Raw genomic sequence first — 18,256 nt, forward strand, 5'->3', positions numbered from 1 at the left:
GGTGCAACGATGTGGACCATGACGCTCGATCACACAGTCCGGTTGCGCTTCGGGGACAAGTCGCGCGCCGCGGCGACGCACACCAACCTCTCCGCCGTACGCCTCGACGGGCCCGTGCTGTGGATCGCGGGTGACGAGACCGCGAGCGTGGAGCGCCTGGTGGCCGACGATCCCGCCGCGCCGACCGAGTTCGGGTCCGAGACGACGTACCGCCTCGGGGACTTCATCAGCCTGCCCGGCACCGACATCGAGGAGGAGGCCGACGTCGAGGGGCTGGCCCGGGCCGGCCACTTCCTGTGGGCGATCGGATCGCACAGCCTGCGGCGCAAGCAGATCAAGGAGAGGCACGAGGGCGAGAAGGCGCTGCGGCGGCTGGCCCGCATCGAGGGCCAGGAGAACCGCCAGATTCTCGTACGCCTCCCGATCGCCGAGGTCGACGGGCTGCCCACCCCCGTACGGGAAATCGAGGTCGACGGTGAGAGGCACCGCGCGGCGGCTCTGGGTGGTCACGACGACCTGCGTCGCCTGCTGCGCAAGGACGAACACCTGGCGCCGTTCCTGCCCATCCCCGGCAAGGACAACGGGCTCGACATCGAGGGCATCGCGGTCAGCGGCGACCGGGTCTATCTGGGTCTGCGCGGGCCGGTGCTGCGCGGCTGGGCGTTCGTGCTCGAGCTGCGCCCGTACATCGACCCGGACGAGCCCGACCGGCTGCGCCTGCACAAGTTCCCCGACGGCTTCACCTATCGCAAGCATGTGCTCCGGCTCGACGGCCTGGGCGTGCGCGACCTGTGCCCCGACGGCGACGACCTGCTGATCCTGGCCGGCCCGACGATGGACCTCGACGGCCCGGTCCGGGTCTACCGCTGGCACGGCGCCAGCCGCTCGGAACAGCCGACGATCGTCCGCGGCGACCTGATCTCGCGGGAGCTCGAGCTGACCTTCGGCGAGGGCGACGATCACGCCGAGGGCCTGAGCAACTACGGCGACGGCCGCCTCCTGGTCGTCTACGACAGCCCGGCCGCGGTCCGCCTGACCGAGGACGACGCCGTCGTCGCCGACGTCGTCCGACTGCCGTAATTCGCGGGCCGGCCTGCGTGTTCTCGGGCCGGCCGGTGCCGCTGATGACTACCGTGATCTCCGGCAGTTCCCGGGCGTGAGGGCGGAGTGGTGACCATGGAGCCGGCCGATCCCGTCTTCATCGAGGGCCGGCGCGTCGACGTCGTCGATCAGCCCGGCCGTCAGCTGGTCGGCATCTGCGACGAGGAGAACCGGCGCGGCGAGTACGAGACCGTCTTCGAACTGCGCTCCCGCCGGGTCGACCGGGCCGGCGTCGCCGATCGCGAGACGTTGACGGCTTTGACCCGCTGGCTGATGGCCCACGGCGCCGAGGATCTCGGGCCGTCGGACGACCACCTGCTCGGCCTCGCCCCGGTCACGCCGTTCCCGGACACTCCTCCACGAGTCAGCCGGCCCGGCGCCCGCCCTGAGGTGGCCGGGCCGCCGGCCGTTTCGCGCCCGCTCGTTTCGTCGCCGGCTGTTTCGTCGCCGCCCGCGGATTCTCTGCAGAGCGTCATCGAAGCCCTGTTTCTCCTCGACAAGCTGGAGAACGACATTCTCCGGCTCACGACCAGCATGCGGGAGATCCGCTCGGCCGCGCTGCAAACCCTCGTCCGGCTCAGCGCGACCGATGTCCCGGACCGCCCATGGCCCGGGATCCCGGAGGGACTGGGGTGCGTTCTCCCCGTTTTCGAGGAGAACGTCGAGGACAAGCCGGTGGCCTGACGAGCGTCATTCGCGGGCGGCCAGCAGGGTCACGGGCGGGCGGCGGGTGGCCGACCAGGAGGTGATCAGGCTGGTCAGGCCGGTGACGGTCAGGGCCACCACCGTGACGCCGGCGATCAGCGACCAGGACAGGTCCAGAGTCGCGGTGCCGGTGACGGCGGACGTGGTGGCCAGGACCGCGATGAAGGCCCCGCCCGCCGAGACCGCCCCCAGCACCAGGCCCGCGCCGGTGACGGCGTACGCCTCCAGCAGAGCGGCCCGGACGACCTGGCCGCGGGTCAGACCGGTGACCCGGGCCTCGGCGAACTCCCGGCGGCGGGTGGCCGCGCTGATCACCACCGAGTTGATGACGCCGATCAGCGCGTACAGGCTGCCCAGGCCCAGCACGATCAGCATGATCTTCTCGTTGGTCGAGTTGCGGGTCGCGGCGTCGGCGCGCAGCCAGTCGTCCAGGTCGGAGACCGGTCCGGTGCGGGCCAGCGCGGCCCGTACGGCGGCCCGGTCGGCCCCCGGCGCCAGCGACACGAACGACAGCGCGGTCGCCCCGGCCAGCTGAGCCTCGGAGAGCAGCCCGGACGGCAGCAGCAGGTTCGCCCCGCCGCTCATGGTGACCGGCACCGAACCCGCCATCGGCAGTTCGCCCAGGTCGCCGCCGGGCAGCCGCAGGCGTACGGTCCCGGTCTTCGGCACGTCACCGCCCGGCCCGGCCACCGCGGCCCGCCCGCTCAGCGTCACGGGTGTGCCGTGCACCGCCGCGTAGGCCGCCGGGTCGATCACCAGCACGGAGACGCCCTCGGTCTCCCGGTCCTCGCCGTGGCCGTAGGTCAGCTCGCCGGGCAGGGAAAGCTCGGCCGACGCCGTGGCCACCCCCGGCACCGCCCCGACCGGGCCGCGGCTCTCCACCACGAAGTCGGCGTGGGTCGAGCGGGCCAGTTCCCCGACGCCGCTGGCCGTGAACGACGCCCCGGCCGCGGTGTTGCCGACCACCAGGGCGACCAGCACGATCAGCGGGGCCGCGACCGAGGCCGAGCGGCGGCGCGCGTCCCGCACGTTGGCCCGGGCCAGCGAGCCCAGCACCCCGCCGCCGAATGGCATCAGCCGCGCGACCAGCGGCACCAGCAGCGGGGCGAACGCCACCACGGCCACGGCGGCCGGCATCGCCACGTTCATCGCCATCGCCGCGCCGCCCGCGGGGCCGCCGTGCGGGGCCACGATGATCAGCGCCAGCGCGCCGCCGAGGAACAGCAGGCCCGCGATCCAGCGCCCGGCGGTCATCACCCGGGCCGCCGCCCCGGTCTCGCGCAGCGCCTCCAGCGGCCGCACCTTCGCCGCCCGCCGTGCCGCCACGAGCACCCCGGCCGTCGCCAGCAGCAGACCGGTGCCGAACGAGACACCGAGGATCCACATGCGCCACTGCCCGGTGAAGCCCTCGGGCACGAACTCGAACCGGCGCATCAGCCACGCCTGCACCGCCATCACCCCGAGCCCGGCCGGGATGCCGAAGCCGGCGCCGGCCAGGCCGAGCAGCAGCGCCTCACCCAGCAGCAGCCGCCGGACCTGCCCGCGGCTCCCGCCGACCAGGCGCAGCAGGGCGAGGTCGCGGCGGCGCTGGTCGACGGTGAACGCGAACGTCGAGCTGATGATGAAGCCGGCCAGGAACACCGACCCGCCCAGCACCACGCCCAGCATCGCCACCGCGGCGGCCGTGCCGTCGGAGAACTGCATGCGCCCGGCCTCGCTCAGCCCCGGCGGCGGGTCGAGCGTGGCCGCGGTGATGAGCAGCAGCAACGAGGACTGCACGAGCGCCACCCCGAGGGCGACCGAGAGCAGCGCACCGACGAAAAGGGTCCAGCGGTCGGCCAGGCCGGCCCGGCTCATGCGCAGCATCTCAGTGCTCCCATTCCGCGAGCCGGTCGGCGACCTGGTGGGCGTCGGCCCCGGCGAGCATGTCGACCGCGCGTCCGTCGCGCAGGAAAACCACCGCGTCGGCGCGCGCGGCCGCCCCCGGGTCGTGCGTGACCATCACGATGCTCTGCCCGCTGTCGGCCATGGCCCGCATCAGGTCGAGCACCGTACGGGCGGAGGTGGAGTCGAGGGCGCCGGTCGGCTCGTCGGCGAACAACACCTCGGGCCGGGTCACCATGGCCCGCGCGATCGCCACCCGCTGCTGCTGGCCGCCGGAAAGCTCGCGCGGCCGGTGCCGGGCCCGGTCGGCCAGACCCACCGCGGCCAGCGTCGCCCGCACAGCCGAGCGGGACGGGCGCTGCCCGGCCAGCCGCAGGGGCAACGCGACGTTCTGCTCGGCGGTGAGCGAGCCGATCAGGTTGAAGCTCTGGAACACGAACCCTATGCGGGTTCGTCGCAGCGCGGTCAATTCGGCGTCGCCGGCCGCGGTCAGGTCGGTGCCGCCCAGCAGCACCCGCCCGCTGTCCACCCGTTCGAGCCCGGCCGCACAGTGCAGCAGGGTCGACTTGCCGGAGCCGGACGGACCCATCACCGCCGTCCAGCCGCCTCGGGGAAACTCGAGTGTCACGTTGTCGACCGCGTGGACGGCCGCGGGACCCCGGCCGAACACCCGGCTCACGCTGTGCAGAGCCACAGCTGCGTTTGTCGTCGTCAGCGTCGTCGTCATGCGGAAAACGCTATGGAGAACCGGGCTCGAAGTCGCTACGGCCAGCATCCCGGCCCGGGTAGTGCTAGGCCTACCACCCCGGTCGGTTTGAGCCCCGCTACTCAAGCCCGCGCGGGTCGCCGATCCATAGGTTCATACCCATGTCGAAGCGACGGAAGTGGGCCTGGACGGCCGGAATCCTGGCGGTAGCGGTGGCGGGCGTGGGGGTCAGCACGGCGGTGTGGGCCGACCCGCTCAAGCTGCCGGGCCGCCACACCCTCGAGGTGTACGCGCAGGACGATCAGCTCTCCGGGGAGACGCAGAAGGACCCGGGCTTCCTCGGGATGTGCGACGCCGACACCTACTACGCCGAAGAGGGCGACCGGAAGCTGTGCATCGTGCTCAGCGGCCCGCTCGGCGAGGTCGAGGCCGCGCGCAAGGACGGCCGGGTCACCGTGGCCGCCGACGACGTGGCCGCCCTCAAGCAGATCGCCGCCGGCAACCGGGACGCCACCACGCTGGTGCTGATGGGCAGCGGCCCGGCCGCGCTGATCCCGGTCGCGAGCCTGACCGACGGCCAGGAGGTGAGCGTGCCCGCCCTCACGTAGCGGGCCGCCACCCCAGCGCCGGGCCCAGGTGGCTGGCGATGTCGGTGAGGATCTGCACGTAGTCGGCGTGCTCCAGGCTGAACGGCAACGCGAACGCCACCTCGTCGATCTCGCGGTATGCCGCGTGCGCGTTCAGCCGGTCGGCGATCTCGGCCGAGGAGCCGAGAAAATCGGGGGAGAACAGCATCCGGGCCGGGCCCTGCGGTTCCTTCGTACGGGGGGTGCGCTTCTCGACGTACGCGGAATATCTGGCCTTCTGCTCCGAAGTCGCCGAGTCGGTGGGAATCACGACCAGCCCCTGGGACACCCGGGCCTGGTCGCCCGCCGGATGATGCTCGCGGAACGTCCGCACATGCGACAGCTGGATCTCGGCGAAGTCCTCCGACTCCTCGGCCTTGACCACGCTGCTGGTCAGGAAGTTCATGCCGTGCTCGCCGGCCCACTGCGCCGACCGCAGGCTGGCCCCGCCGTACCACATCCGGCCGCCCAGGCCCGGCGAGTGCGGCTCGACCCGGTTCGAGAACACCTCGACCACACCCTGGGCGCCGCTGAAGTCGGTGGCCTGCTCGCCGCGCACGAAACCGAGCAGCCGCTCGACCCGCCGATAGCTGAAGTCCTCGGCGTCGGCGGTGTCCGGATACAAGGCTTCCTTGACGGTCTCCCAGTTCATCGGCGGGCCGACGCTGATGCCCGGGTTGATCCGCCCGCCGGACAGCAGGTCGACGGTGGCCAGATCCTCGGCCAGGCGCAGCGGATTTTCCCACCCGAGCGGAATCACAGCCGTGCCCAGCTCGATCCGGGACGTCCGCTGCGAGGCCGCGGCCAGCATGGCGACCGGCGACGAGATGCCGTACTGCAGATGGCGGTGCCGCAGCCAGGCGCTGTCGAACCCCAGCTCCTCACCGAGCTTGATGATCTCGAGCGTGGACTCGTGCCCCGGCCGCGGGTCGTCCCCGTCGAACAGCCCGATGGTCAGAAATCCGAGTTTTCGCAAAGGTCGCGACGTCACGGTTCTCAGCATGCCACGGACCGGTGGAGCATGATCGTGGCCTGAAGTCGGTGCACCGCTTCGTCTTGATCTCTTAACCGCTTTCCCGTACGCGACGTGGCTGCTGATCAACCGCCGGTCCGGCCGTCCCCGACCTTCGGCGTCGCTGCCCACTCGCGCTGACAGATTTCGCCGCCGGCCACATCCCACCCGCCGCCGATCGTGCCGCGCCGTGGACTGAGTTTCGGGCCGCCGACGGTGTTGTGTTGCGCGGCGCCGACCGTGTCGCGCGACGTGGCCCGTCGTGTCGCGCGCGGCGTGATTGTGTCCGGCGGCGTAGCTGTGCCGTGCGGCATGGCCTGTGGTGTCGCCCGCCGGCGTGGTTGTGTCCCGCGGCGTGGTTGTGTCGCCCGTGTTGGCCTGTGCCGTGGGGCGTGGTTGTGCCGTGCGGCGTGGTCTATGTCGCCCGCGGCGGCGTTGTGTCGCGCGGCGTGCGCTGTCACGCGCGGCGCCGTCGGTTGTGTCGCGCGCCTTCGGTCGTGTTGCGCGCGGCGTTGGTCAGTTGGCCAGGGCCTCCTGCACCGTGGTCTCCTGGCGGCCCAGGAAGACCGGATCGCGCCCGGTGATGACGTCGGCCATGGCCTTGACCACCGCCCCGCGCTCGCGGATCACCGAGTTGCGCCACGGCTCCTTGTAGATGCGGACCGAGTCGTCGCCCACGCCGGTCGCCTCGATGCCCAGCGTGCGGCAGAGGGCCACGGCCCGTTCGAGGTGATAGGTCTGCGTGACAACGATGGCTTCGCCGACCCCGAAGATGCGCTTGGCCCGGGAGCACGAGTCGTACGTGTCGAAGCCCGCGTAATCCAGCGCGATCCGTGACGCCGGCACCCCGCGGGCCACCAGGTAGACCTCGGACGAGCCCGGTTCGTCGTACTCCCAGCGCGAGTGATCACCCGACACCAGGATGGCCCGCACCTTGCCCGCGTCGAGCAGTCGCTTGGCGATGTCGAGCCGCGCCGCGAGAAACGGCGAGGGCTGCCCGTCGTCGTAGACCTGCGCCCCCAGCACGATCGCCACCGGCGCCGCGGGAACGTCAGCCTCGCCGAACACATGCCCGTGAGCCGTGCCCCGGGTCCACAACTCGCCGCTCGCCGACGTCAGCACCCCGAGCGCCACAACGAGCGCCCCCGCGGCCAGCCCCCGCCGAACCCACCGCCGCCCCATGATCTTCACCCGCAGAACAATGCCAGCCCCTGTCAACGCTTTCCCCGCCCTCCCAAGATCGCCTTCCCAGTTCTTTCAAGATCGCTGTACGGCCACCGCCTCCCCCTCCCACCCGGGTGGTGGCACCGTACGCACATCGGCGGTGGGGGCCTGGAGTTATCCACAGTTCGGGGTTATCCACAGGGGTCGAGCGGACGAAGGCGGCCGGCGGGCAGGATGGGCCGGTGCCGAACCTTGCCGATCTTGCCGCCGCGACCGGGGCCGACCCGCTGATGATGTGGGCCGCGGACCGGCCGGGCGTGTGCATCTGGATCGCCCCGGGGGCTGCGGTGGTGGCCGCGGCCGAGTTGTCGCGCCGGGACCGGCTGGCGATCCACGGGGAGCCGGCTGCGGTGGCCGCTCTGCTCGGGCGCGTGCTGCCCGAGGTGGCGCCGTCGTTCCGGCCGCTCGGGCGGGAAGACCTGGTGGTGGCGGTGGCCGGCCTGGTGCCGGGGCTGTCGGTGGTGGGCCGTTTCGCCTGGATGGAAACGAATGCGTCGCCGGGCGGCCCAAGCAACACGGCCGGGGACAGCACGGCCGGGGACAGCACGGCCGGGGACAGCACGGCCGGGGACAGCACGGCCGGGGACAGCACGGCCGGGGACAGCACGGCCGGCGACAACACGGCCGGGGACAGCACGGGCGGTGACAACATGGCCGGGGACAGCACGGCCGGGGACAACACGACCGGAGAAAACACGGGCGGGGACAGCGCTGGAGCATCGAGTGACGCGGGCGGTGAGCACGGCGGGTGTGCGGACGGTCCAGGCGCAGACGTTGGCGGTCGGTCGGTGGCGGTGGGGGAGCCGCACTGGCTTGGGAATGACGAGCTGGCCGAGGTTGCGGGGCTGCTCGAGGTGGCGTTCCCGGCGTCCTACGCGCGGGTCGGCGATCCGGGCGTGACGCGGTGGGCCGGGATCCGGGACGCGGGTGGCGGGCTTGTGGCGGTGGCCGCTGATGCGTGGTCGAGCCGGGACACCGGGTTTCTGGCGGGCGTCACCACCCGGCCCGACCAGCGGGGGAAGGGCCGGGCGGCGACGCTCTGTTCCTTTGTCATTGGGGAACTGCTGCGGGGACGCGAGCGGGTTGCGTTGTTCGTCGACTACGACAATGTGGCGGCCCTGGCGGCGTACCGGAAGCTCGGTTTTGACCTTGCGCCTCTGGCCACCGCCAGGCAGGTCACTCGATCGTGAACGGGGCTCGCAGCAAGTCGCGTTCGCGGGAGTTCGGGCCGACCAGCAATTCGAAGTCGCCGGGCTCGACGATGCGGCGGCCGTCGGCGGTGACCAGGGAGCAGTCGGCTGCCGGCAGTTCCAGGTCGACCGTGACCTGGGCGCCGGCGGGCACTGTCACCTGGCGGTACGCCTTCAGTTCGCGGCCCGCCCAGGTGACCGACGTGACGAGGTCGCTGATGTAGACCTGCACTGTTTCCAGGGCCGGCCGGGTGCCGCTGTTGGTCAGCGTGACCGTCGCGCGCACGGTGTCCGACGGGGAGACCGACGGCGTGGTGACGGTCAGGTCCCCGTACGAGATGGTGGTGTAGGAAAGCCCCTCGCCGAACACGAACAGCGGGTCCTGGGTCAGGTCGGCGTAGCGGTTGCCGTGCTGGCCGCGGATCGTGTTGTAGTAGACCGGCTGCTGCCCGACGTGCCGGGCGACCGACAGCGGCAGGCGGCCGGTCGGCTCGATCAGGCCCAGCACCAGCTCGGCGATCGCCCGTCCGCCGCGCATGCCGGGGTTGAAGGCCTGGATGATCGCGGCCGCGCCCAGGGCCGAGGGCGGCAGGACCGTGGGCTTCGAGTTGACCAGCACGACGATCATCGGGGTCTTGGTTGCCGCGACCGCGTCGAGCAGGGCGATCTGGCCGCCCAGCAGCTCCAGCGTCGCGGTCGACTTGTGCTCGCCGGTCAGGTTGACCGTGTCGCCGACGACCACGACCGCGTAGTCGGCGCGGACCGCCTTGTCGCGGGCCACGTCGATCAGGTGGTGGTCGATCGGCGCGCTCTGCGAGATCGGCGGCCGCGGCTGGCCGTCCGGGTAGGTCGCGCCCTCGGGGTCGGGCACCAGGCGCTCGATCTCGGCGCCGCGCGCGTGCTCGATCACCCAGCCCTGCGGTGCGACCGCCTTGAAGCCGTCGAGCACGGTCTCGATCAGTTCGCGCGGGTGGCCGTCGGGCATCCAGTCGACCTGGCCCGAGTCGCCGGCCCAGTCGCCCAGCTGGGCGGACACGTTGTCGGCATTCGGCCCGACCACGGCGATCCGGCGGAACTTGTCGCGGGCGATCGGGAGCACGCCGTCGTTCTTGAGCAGCACCAGCGAGCGCCGGGCCACCTCGAGGTTGAGCTCGGCGTGTTCCGGGGCGCCGATCACCGTTTCGATGAGCGTCGGCGAGGGGCCGCGCGGGTTTTCGAACAGGCCCAGCTCGAACTTGAGGCGCAGGATCCGGCGTACGGCCTCGTCGATCTCCTCCTCGTTGAGCAGCCCGCGCTCGACCGCTTCCTGCGCGCCCTCGAAGAAGCCGGGCGTGACCATCACCAGGTCGTTTCCGGCCCGTACGGCCAGCGCGGCGGCCTCGGCGTAGTCGGCGCAGACCTTCTGTTCCCAGACCATGCGGCCGACGTTGTCCCAGTCGGTCACGAGCGTGCCGGTGAAGCCCCACTCGCCCCTGAGCACGTCGTTGAGCAGCCACCGGTTGGCCGTGATGGGCACGCCGTCCATCGACTGGTAGCCGAGCATGAAGACCCGGCAGCCTTCCTTGGCGACCCGCTCGAACGGCGGCAGGAACCACGACCGCAGCTTGCGCGGGCTGATGTCGGCCTCGCTGGCGTCGCGGCCGCCCTGGGTCTCGGAGTAGCCGGCGAAGTGCTTGGCCGTGGCCAGGATCGCCGTCGGGTCGTCGAGCCCGCCGCCCTGGTAGCCGCGGATCATCGCCGAGCCCAGCTCGCCGATCAGGAACGGGTCCTCGCCGAAGGTCTCGTCGACCCGGCCCCACCGCAGGTCGCGGGTAATGCAGAGCACGGGGGAGAAGGTCCAGTGGATGCCCGTGGCCGCCACCTCGACGGCGGTGACCCGGGCGACCCGCTCGATCAGTTCCGCGTCCCAGCTGGCGGCCATCCCGAGCTGGGTCGGGAAGATCGTCGCCCCCGGCCAGAACGAGTGGCCGTGAATGCAGTCCTCGGCCGTGAGCAGCGGGATCTGCAGGCGCGTCTTGGCGACCAGGTCGATCGCCTCGAGCATCTTGGCCGGGGAGGTGTGCAGGATCGAGCCCGCCAGCTTCTCGCTGACGATCTCCTTCACGTCGCCCCGGGCATCCAGCTGGAGCATCTGACCGACCTTCTCGGGCAAGGTCATCCGGCCCAGCAGGTCGTCGACGCGCTGGTCGACGGGCAAGGACGGATCCCGGTACGGGACGTCAGCAGGCACAAGCGCCTCCGGTCGTCATGACCGCGGTGGCACGGTCTGCGAAACACGAACAACCGGGAGTCTTCCAGTCCGGAACCGGTTACGGGAGACCGGTACGGTTCCGGAACTTTTCACTTAGTTATCAGAATCACTCTCATCGATGCTCGGCACTTCGATGCCGGCGGCCTCGAGGGCGTCCAGCCGGGCCCCGGCCGCCTCCTTCTCGCGCTCGACCAGCGTGGCGTATTCGACCAGCGCGGACGGGTCGCTGGTGTCTTCCAGCCGGTCGAAGAACCGCTGCGTGGTGCGGACCGCTTCGGCGTACGCGTCGGCGGCCTCGCGAAGGGCAATGATCGTCTTGTCAGCCATGGGTGAAGTCATATCACCGGGGGACGATGCCCGTCCGGCCGCGCGACGGTGGGCGCGGTCATAGCAACTCTCCGGGGGAATGGTGTTGCTGAGCGCGATCGTGAGTTGATACGGTCTTCTGCATAGTCATGCGGAGGTTGGTATGGGAATCCGGGTCGCGGTAGCGGGAGCCAGTGGGTATGCGGGCGGCGAATTGCTGCGCCTGCTCGCGGGGCATCCCGAGTTCGACCTCGTGGCCGCCACGGCCCACTCACAGGCCGGTGCGCACGTCACCGCCGTACATCCGCAACTGGCGGGCCTCGACCTCACGCTCGGCGCGACCGACGCGGCCGGCCTGAGCGACGCCGACCTGGTGTTTCTCGCCCTGCCGCACGGGCAGTCGGCGGCCGTCGCGGCGCAGCTTCCGGAGCACGTCAAGATCGTGGATCTGGGCGCCGACTTCCGGCTCAAGGACGCGACGCTGTGGGAGCGCTACTACGGGGGCGCGCACGCCGGCACGTGGACATACGGTCTGCCCGAGTTGCCCGGTCAGCGGGAGCTGATCGCGGCCTCCAACCGGGTGGCCAACACGGGCTGTTATGCGGCCACCATCACGCTCGCGCTGGCCCCGCTGATCTCGGCCGGCCTGGCCGACCCCGAGGACGTCGTCGTGGTGGCGAGCTCCGGCACGTCCGGCGCGGGCCGCAGCGCCAAGGTGAACCTGCTGGCCAGCGAGATCATGGGCGATCTCTCGCCGTACAAGGTGGGCGCGCACCAGCACGTGCCCGAGATCAAGCAGGCGACCGGGGCGGCGTCACTCTCGATGACCCCCGTGCTCGCGCCCATGCCCCGCGGCATTCTGGCCACCGTCACGGCCCGTCGCCGCAACGAGGGCGATCCGCGCGAGACGTTGAGGGCCGCGTACGGGAACGAGCCTTTTGTCCATGTCCTCCCGGAGGGCGCCTGGCCGCACACGGCCGCGACCGCCGGCTCCAACTCGTGCCACCTGCAGGCCACGGTCGACGTCGACTCGGGCCGTCTCGTGGTGGTGAGCGCGCTCGACAACCTCGGCAAGGGCGCGGCCGGCCAGGCCGTGCAGTGCGCCAACCTCATGTCCGGTCTGCCCGAGACGATGGGCCTGTCCGTGTTCGGAGTAGCACCGTGACCGTCACCTCCCCCAAGGGCTTCCGGGCGTCGGGCGTTGCCGCCGGCCTCAAGCCCACCGGCAACCTCGACGTGGCCCTCGTCGTCAACGACGGCCCCGACTTCACCGCGGCCGGGGTCTTCACCGGCAACCGGGTCAAGGCCGCGCCCGTGCTCTGGAGCCAGCAGGTGCTCAAGGGCGGCGTCGTGCGCGCGGTCGTGCTCAACTCGGGCGGCGCCAACGCGTGCACCGGCACCCAGGGTTTCCGCGACACGCACGCCACCGCCGAGCACACCGCGGCCGTCCTTCGCAGCGCCCCCAAGCCGCAGCTGATCGGCGCGGGCGACGTCGCCGTCTGCTCGACCGGGCTGATCGGCGAGCTGCTGCCGATGGACAAGCTGCTGCCCGGAGTCACCGCCGCGGCCAAGGAGCTCGCCGGCGACAAGGGCGGAAAGGCCGCCGAGGCGATCATGACGACCGACACCGTGGCCAAGAACGCGGTGGTCCGGCGCGACGGCTGGTCGGTCGGCGGCATCGCCAAGGGCGCCGGCATGCTCGCCCCGGCCCTGGCCACCATGCTCGTGGTGATCACCACCGACGCCAGCGCGGGCAACGAGGTGCTCGACGCGGCCCTGCGCGAGGCGACCCGGCTGACCTTCGACCGGATCGACGCCGACGGCTGCATGTCGACCAACGACACCGTGCTGCTGCTGGCCAGCGGCGCCTCCGACGTCCAGCCCTCGCCCGAGGAGCTGACCGCCGCGGTCCTCGAGGTCTGCCACGACCTCGCCCAGCAACTGATCGCCGACGCCGAGGGCGCCACCAAGCACGTCGCGATCGAGGTCAAGGGCGCGGCCAGCGAGGCCGACGCGGTCGAGGTGGGCCGGACGGTGGCCGGCAACAACCTGGTCAAGACCGCGCTGTTCGGCAACGACCCGAACTGGGGGCGCATCCTGGCCGCGGTCGGCACCACCCGGGCCCGCTTCGAGCCCGACCGGGTCGACGTGGCGATCAACGACGTGTGGATCTGCAAGGGCGGCGCGGCCGCGGAGGACCGGTCCAAGGTCGACCTGTCCGGCCGCGACGTGCGGATCACGATCAACCTGCGCGAGGGCGAGATGGACGCGACGATCTGGACCACCGACCTCTCGCACGCCTACGTGCACGAGAACTCGGCGTACTCCTCGTGAGCAGTCCGGTCGGCAAGGCCGAGGTCCTGATCGAGGCGCTGCCCTGGCTGGAGCGCTTCCACGGCTCGACCATCGTGGTCAAGTACGGCGGCAACGCCATGATCAACGCGGCTCTGCAGCAGGCGTTCGCGGCCGACATGGCGTTCTTGCGGTACGCCGGCATCCGCCCGGTCGTCGTGCACGGCGGCGGCCCGCAGATCAGCCGGATGCTCGACCGCTTCGGCATCCAGAGCGAGTTCCGCGGCGGCCTGCGGGTCACCACCCCCGAGGCGATGGACGTCGTCCGGATGGTGCTGACCGGGCAGGTCGGCCGCGAGCTGGTCGGGCTGATCAACCGGCACGGCCCGCTCGCCGTCGGGCTCTCCGGCGAGGACGCGCACCTGTTCACCGCCGTACGGCGTGGGGCTCTGATCGACGGTGAGATGGTCGACATCGGACTGGTCGGCGACGTGGACCGGGTCGACACCTCGGCCGTGAACGACCTCATCGAGGCCGGGCGCATCCCGGTGATCGCCAGTGTCGCCCCCGACGCCGACGGCGTGGTGCACAACGTGAACGCCGACACCGCCGCCGCCGCGCTGGCCGAGGCCCTGGGCGCGCACAAGCTGGTCGTGCTGACCGACGTGCCCGGTCTCTACACCGACTGGCCGGACACGTCGTCGCTGGTCACCGAGATCGACGCGGACGCCCTGGCCAAGCTGCTGCCCCGCCTCGAGTCGGGCATGGTCCCCAAGATGGAGGCCTGCCTGCGCGCCGTACGCGGTGGCGTGCCCGCGGCCCACGTCATCGACGGCCGGGTCGCCCATTCGACGCTGCTCGAAGTCTTCACCCCGGAAGGAATAGGAACAATGGTGGTCCCCTCATGAGCTCGTTGATCGAGCGGTGGCAACAGGCGGGCATGAACAACTACGGCACCCCGCAGGCCGCCTTCGTACGCGGTGAGGGCGCGGTGATCACCGATGAGAACGGCAAGCAGTACGTCGACTTCCTCGGCGGCATCGCGGTCAACGCGCTCGGCCACGCCCACCCGGCCGTGGTCGCCGCCGTCACCCAGCAGGTGCAGCAGCTCGGGCACGTCTCCAACTTCTACGTCGCCGAGCCGCCGGTCGCGCTGGCCGAACTACTGCTCGCGCTGGCGGGCCGCGCCGGCCGGGTCGTCTTCACCAACTCGGGCGCCGAGGCCAACGAGGCCGCCTTCAAGATCTCGCGGCTGACCGGCCGTACGCACGTGGTCGCCACCCACGGTGGGTTCCATGGCCGGACGATGGGGGCGCTCGCCCTTACCGGCCAGCCCGCCAAGGCTGATCCTTTCCGGCCGCTCCCGGGTGAGGTGACGCATGTGACCTTCGGCGACCTGTCCGAGATGGAAGCGGCCGTGTCGGGCGAGACGGCCATGGTCATTCTGGAGCCGATCCAGGGCGAGAACGGCGTAGTCGTGCCGCCCGCGGGCTATCTCGCCGGCGTTCGCGACATCTGCTCCCGGACGGGCGCGCTGCTCGTGCTGGACGAGGTGCAGACCGGCATCGGGCGGACCGGCCACTGGTTCCACCACCAGAGCGAAGGCGTCGAACCCGACATCATCACCCTGGCCAAGGGGCTCGGCGGCGGCCTCCCGATCGGCGCCTGCATCGCGTTCGGCCCGGCCGCGGAGCTGTTCACCCCCGGCTCGCACGGCACCACGTTCGGCGGCAACCCTATCTCGTGCGCGGCCGGCCTGGCCGTGATCCGCACGATCGCCGGCGAGGGCCTGCTCGACCACGTCAAGCGCGTCGGCGAGCAGCTGCGCCGCGGCATCGAAGGGCTCCACCCGCTGGTCAAGAACGTCCGCGGCGCCGGTCTGCTGCTCGGCATCGTGCTCACCGAGCCCGAGGCCGCCCGCGTCGCCGCCACCCTCAAGGAGGCCGGGTTTCTCGTGAACGCCCCCCAGCCCGACGTCATCCGGCTGGCCCCGCCGCTGATCGTCAGCTCCGAGCAGGCCGACGCGCTGATCGAGGCCCTGAGGAGCGCGCTGTGACCCGTCATTTCCTGCGCGACGACGACCTCACGCCCGACGAGCAGAGCACCGTGCTCGACCTGGCCGCCGCGATGAAGGCCGAACGGTTCGCGTACCGGCCGCTCGAGGGCCCCCGCTCGGTGGCCGTCTTCTTCGACAAGGTCAGCCTGCGGACCCGGCTCTCGTTCGAGGCCGGCATCGCCGAGCTGGGCGGTCAGCCGATGATCGTGGACACGCACGCGACCCACTTCGGCCGGGGTGAATCGCTCAGCGACGCCGGGCACGTCGTGTCCCGCTACGTCGCCGCGATGGTCTTCCGGACCACCGGGGACGAGCGGCTCGTCGAGCTGGCGTCCGACGTCAACGTGCCGGTGATCAACGCGCTGACCGACGGGTTCCACCCCTGTCAGCTGCTGGCCGACCTGCTCACCATCCGCGAGCGGCTCGGTTCTCCGCAGGGGCGCAAGCTCGCGTACGTGGGAGACGCGGCCAACAACATGGCGCACTCCTATCTGCTGGCCGGGGCGACCGCGGGCATGCACGTACGGGTGGCCGGTCCGTCCGGTTTCGACCCGGCGCCCGCCGTGGTGGGGCGGGCGGCCGAGATCGCGGCCTGGACCGGCGGCTCGGTCGAGGTGCTGCGCGACCCGTTCGAGGCGGCCGACGGCGTCGACGTGATCGCCACCGACACGTGGACCTCGATGGGTCAGGAGGGTGACGGGCGTGACCGGCTCACCCCGTTCTGGCCCTACCAGGTCAACGACAAGCTGCTGGGCGCCGCGGCCGAGGGCGCGATCGTGCTGCACTGCCTGCCCGCGCACCGCGGCGAGGAGATCACCGACGAGGTCATGGACGGGCCGCAGAGCGCGGTCTTCGACCAGGCCGAAAACCGCCTGCACGCGCAGAAGGCACTGCTGGCCTGGCTCCTGTCGGTGAACTCGCAATGACCGGGCCGGTGACCCGGGCCGGTCGGCACGCGCGGATCGTCGAACTGATCCGCGACAAGGCAGTCCGCTCGCAGACCGAACTGGCCGAGCTGCTGTCCGACGACGGCGTCCAGGTCACCCAGGCCACTCTTTCGCGCGACCTCGAGGAGCTGGGCGCCGTCAAGGTCAGCGGCGCCTACCTGATCCCCGAGGACGGAAAACGCCCGCTTCGCGAGACCAGCGGTCAGGGCCCGGCCCGGCTGCTGCGTCTGCTGCGGGAGCTGTTGACCGGGGTCGACTCGAGCGGCAACATCGCCGTTCTGCGGACCCCGCCGGGGGCCGCGCACTTCCTGGCCAGCGCGCTCGACCGGGCCGGCCTGACCGACGTCGTCGGCACCATCGCCGGCGACGACACGATCCTCGTGGTGGCCCGCGACGTCACCGGGGGCAAGGCGCTGGCGGCCAAGCTCGCCGACTGGGCCGGGCACAACACCGATTCGTTCCAAGGCAAACTGAGAGACGATGACTGAGAAGACTTCCCTGTGGGGTGGCCGGTTCGCCGGTGGTCCCGCCGATGCCCTCGCCCGCCTCTCGGTGAGCGTCCAGTTCGACTGGCGTCTCGCCCCGTACGACATCGCCGGCTCGCGGGCCCACGCCCGGGTGCTCGCCGCGGCCGGTCTGCTCGACCCGGACGAGCTGGGTCAGATGCTGGCCGCCCTCGACGATCTCGAGGCGGCCTGCGCGTCCGGTGAGTTCCGGCCGACCATAGACGACGAGGACGTGCACACCGCCCTCGAGCGTGGCCTGCTGGAACGGCTGGGCGCGCTCGGCGGCAAGCTGCGTGCCGGCCGCTCCCGCAACGACCAGGTCGCCACCGATCTGCGGCTCTACATGCGCGACCACGCCCGCGGGGTGGCCGTGGCGCTGGTCGAGCTGGCCGACGCGCTGACCGAGCAGGCGGCCCGCAACGTCGGCACGCCGGCGCCCGGTCTCACCCACGTGCAGCACGCCCAGCCGGTCTCGTTCGGCCACTGGCTGCTCGCCCACGTGCAGCCGCTGCTGCGCGACCTCGATCGGATGAAGGACTGGGACGCCCGTACGGCGGTCTCGCCGCTCGGCAGCGGTGCGCTGGCCGGCTCGTCGCTGCCCCTCGACCCGGCTGCCGTGGCCAAGGAACTGGGCTTCAACGCGCCCGCGGCGAACTCGATGGACGCGGTGGCCGACCGTGACTTCGTCGCCGAGTTCCTGTTCATCACGTCGCTGATCGGGGTGCACCTGTCCCGGCTCGGCGAGGAGGTGGTGCTCTGGACGTCGACCGAGTTCGGCTGGGTCGAGCTCGACGACGCGTTCGCCACCGGATCGTCGATCATGCCGCAGAAGAAGAACGCGGACATCGCCGAACTGGCCCGGGGCAAGAGCGGCCGGCTGATCGGCGGGCTGGTCGCGGTGCTGACCATGCTCAAGGGCCTGCCGCTGACCTACGACCGGGACATGCAGGAGGACAAGGAGCCGGTCTTCGACGCGATCGAGACGCTCGAGCTGCTGCTGCCCGCGCTGGCCGGCATGGTGTCCACCATGACCGTACGGGTGGACCGCCTCGCCGCGGCCGCACCGGTCGGCTTCTCGCTGGCCACCGAGGTCGCCGACTGGCTGGTCCGCAAGGGTGTGCCGTTCCGCGACGCCCACGAGATCACCGGCCGTCTGGTCGCCCTCTGCTCGGTGCGCGAGTGCGAACTCGAGGACCTGACCGACGACGACCTCGAGACGGTCAGCGAACACCTCGACCCGTCGGTCCGCCAGGTGCTCTCGGTCGAGTCGGCCCTGGCCGGCCGCACCACTCCCGGCTCCACCGGCCCCGGCCCGGTCGCCGACCAGCTGGCCCAGGTCCAGCACCACCTCGACACGTGGCGCCAGTGGGCGGTGGAAAAGGTCGTTCCTCGCTGAGCTGACAGAGCGGCCTGCGCGGCGGGCCGCTCTTTCGCTATCCTCCGGCGTCAC

General features: G+C 71.6%; 17 protein-coding genes. 11 read left to right on the forward strand and 6 right to left on the reverse strand.

Features of this window, described 5'->3' with window-relative positions:
- Nucleotides 1-18 precede the first annotated feature (18 nt).
- Together ACZ3I4_RS14320 and ACZ3I4_RS14325 are read left to right on the forward strand one after the other, a co-directional pair.
- The gene (locus tag ACZ3I4_RS14320) at nt 19-1,080 is read left to right on the forward strand and encodes a DUF3616 domain-containing protein (protein WP_465382330.1); all 1,062 of its coding nucleotides are present in this window, start codon (nt 19-21) and stop codon (nt 1,078-1,080) included.
- A 90-nt stretch (nt 1,081-1,170) separates the two neighbouring features.
- Nucleotides 1,171-1,785, forward strand: a complete 615-nt coding sequence (locus ACZ3I4_RS14325; RefSeq protein WP_465382331.1) for a hypothetical protein — start codon at nt 1,171-1,173, stop codon at nt 1,783-1,785.
- 6 nt (nt 1,786-1,791) lie between these two features.
- On the opposite strand, the gene ACZ3I4_RS14330 is transcribed toward ACZ3I4_RS14325, so the two are convergent.
- The gene (locus ACZ3I4_RS14330; RefSeq protein ID WP_465382332.1) at nt 1,792-3,672 is read right to left on the reverse strand and encodes an ABC transporter permease; all 1,881 of its coding nucleotides are present in this window, start codon (nt 3,670-3,672) and stop codon (nt 1,792-1,794) included.
- Between the two features lies 1 nt (nt 3,673).
- Nucleotides 3,674-4,417, reverse strand: coding sequence for an ABC transporter ATP-binding protein (locus ACZ3I4_RS14335; protein WP_465382333.1), 744 nt, complete (start codon nt 4,415-4,417; stop codon nt 3,674-3,676).
- 140 nt (nt 4,418-4,557) lie between these two features.
- On the opposite strand from ACZ3I4_RS14335, the gene ACZ3I4_RS14340 reads away from it, so the two are divergent.
- Nucleotides 4,558-5,004 carry a hypothetical protein gene (locus ACZ3I4_RS14340; protein ID WP_465382334.1) on the forward strand — a complete coding sequence of 149 codons (447 nt, stop codon included), beginning with the start codon at nt 4,558-4,560 and terminating at the stop codon, nt 5,002-5,004.
- Here the strand turns inward: ACZ3I4_RS14340 and ACZ3I4_RS14345 are convergent.
- Together ACZ3I4_RS14345 and ACZ3I4_RS14350 are read right to left on the reverse strand one after the other, a co-directional pair.
- Nucleotides 4,997-6,013, reverse strand: a complete 1,017-nt coding sequence (locus ACZ3I4_RS14345; protein ID WP_465382335.1) for an LLM class flavin-dependent oxidoreductase — start codon at nt 6,011-6,013, stop codon at nt 4,997-4,999. The two genes, ACZ3I4_RS14340 and ACZ3I4_RS14345, sit on opposite strands and share 8 nt — an antisense overlap.
- A gap of 537 nt (nt 6,014-6,550) precedes the next feature.
- Nucleotides 6,551-7,216, reverse strand: coding sequence for a SanA/YdcF family protein (locus tag ACZ3I4_RS14350; protein WP_465382441.1), 666 nt, complete (start codon nt 7,214-7,216; stop codon nt 6,551-6,553).
- A 224-nt stretch (nt 7,217-7,440) separates the two neighbouring features.
- On the opposite strand from ACZ3I4_RS14350, the gene ACZ3I4_RS14355 reads away from it, so the two are divergent.
- A complete protein-coding gene (locus ACZ3I4_RS14355; protein ID WP_465382336.1) occupies nt 7,441-8,448 on the forward strand; it encodes a GNAT family N-acetyltransferase in 1,008 nt (335 codons plus the stop codon).
- On the opposite strand, the gene ACZ3I4_RS14360 is transcribed toward ACZ3I4_RS14355, so the two are convergent.
- Nucleotides 8,435-10,678 carry an exo-beta-d-1,3/1,6-glucosidase gene (locus ACZ3I4_RS14360; RefSeq protein ID WP_465382337.1) on the reverse strand — a complete coding sequence of 748 codons (2,244 nt, stop codon included), beginning with the start codon at nt 10,676-10,678 and terminating at the stop codon, nt 8,435-8,437. The two genes, ACZ3I4_RS14355 and ACZ3I4_RS14360, sit on opposite strands and share 14 nt — an antisense overlap.
- Nucleotides 10,679-10,792: 114 nt before the next feature.
- Complete coding sequence (locus tag ACZ3I4_RS14365; RefSeq protein ID WP_465382338.1) at nt 10,793-11,026, reverse strand: hypothetical protein; 234 nt, start codon at nt 11,024-11,026, stop codon at nt 10,793-10,795.
- Between the two features lie 142 nt (nt 11,027-11,168).
- On the opposite strand from ACZ3I4_RS14365, the gene argC reads away from it, so the two are divergent.
- Genes argC through argH form a run of 7 tightly spaced genes read left to right on the forward strand, consistent with a single transcriptional unit; the run spans nt 11,169 to nt 18,202 of the window.
- Complete coding sequence (argC, locus tag ACZ3I4_RS14370) at nt 11,169-12,170, forward strand: N-acetyl-gamma-glutamyl-phosphate reductase (protein WP_465382339.1); 1,002 nt, start codon at nt 11,169-11,171, stop codon at nt 12,168-12,170.
- Nucleotides 12,167-13,339: a bifunctional glutamate N-acetyltransferase/amino-acid acetyltransferase ArgJ gene (gene argJ, locus ACZ3I4_RS14375; protein WP_465382340.1), complete on the forward strand. Its 1,173-nt coding sequence runs from the start codon at nt 12,167-12,169 to the stop codon at nt 13,337-13,339. The genes argC and argJ overlap by 4 nt, the downstream gene beginning before the upstream one ends.
- Nucleotides 13,336-14,205, forward strand: coding sequence for an acetylglutamate kinase (argB, locus tag ACZ3I4_RS14380; protein WP_465382341.1), 870 nt, complete (start codon nt 13,336-13,338; stop codon nt 14,203-14,205). The genes argJ and argB overlap by 4 nt, the downstream gene beginning before the upstream one ends.
- A complete protein-coding gene (locus ACZ3I4_RS14385; protein ID WP_465382342.1) occupies nt 14,202-15,353 on the forward strand; it encodes an acetylornithine transaminase in 1,152 nt (383 codons plus the stop codon). Before argB ends, ACZ3I4_RS14385 begins: the two co-directional genes overlap by 4 nt.
- Nucleotides 15,350-16,279 (forward strand): ornithine carbamoyltransferase, encoded by a 930-nt coding sequence (argF, locus tag ACZ3I4_RS14390; RefSeq protein ID WP_465382343.1) that lies wholly within the window; start codon nt 15,350-15,352, stop codon nt 16,277-16,279. The genes ACZ3I4_RS14385 and argF overlap by 4 nt, the downstream gene beginning before the upstream one ends.
- The gene (locus ACZ3I4_RS14395) at nt 16,276-16,788 is read left to right on the forward strand and encodes an arginine repressor (protein ID WP_465382344.1); all 513 of its coding nucleotides are present in this window, start codon (nt 16,276-16,278) and stop codon (nt 16,786-16,788) included. The genes argF and ACZ3I4_RS14395 overlap by 4 nt, the downstream gene beginning before the upstream one ends.
- Entirely contained in the window at nt 16,781-18,202 is a 1,422-nt protein-coding gene (argH, locus tag ACZ3I4_RS14400) for an argininosuccinate lyase (RefSeq protein WP_465382345.1), read from the forward strand. Before ACZ3I4_RS14395 ends, argH begins: the two co-directional genes overlap by 8 nt.
- Nucleotides 18,203-18,256: the final 54 nt, after the last annotated feature.

This window comes from Actinoplanes sp. NPDC021490, assembly GCF_055562135.1.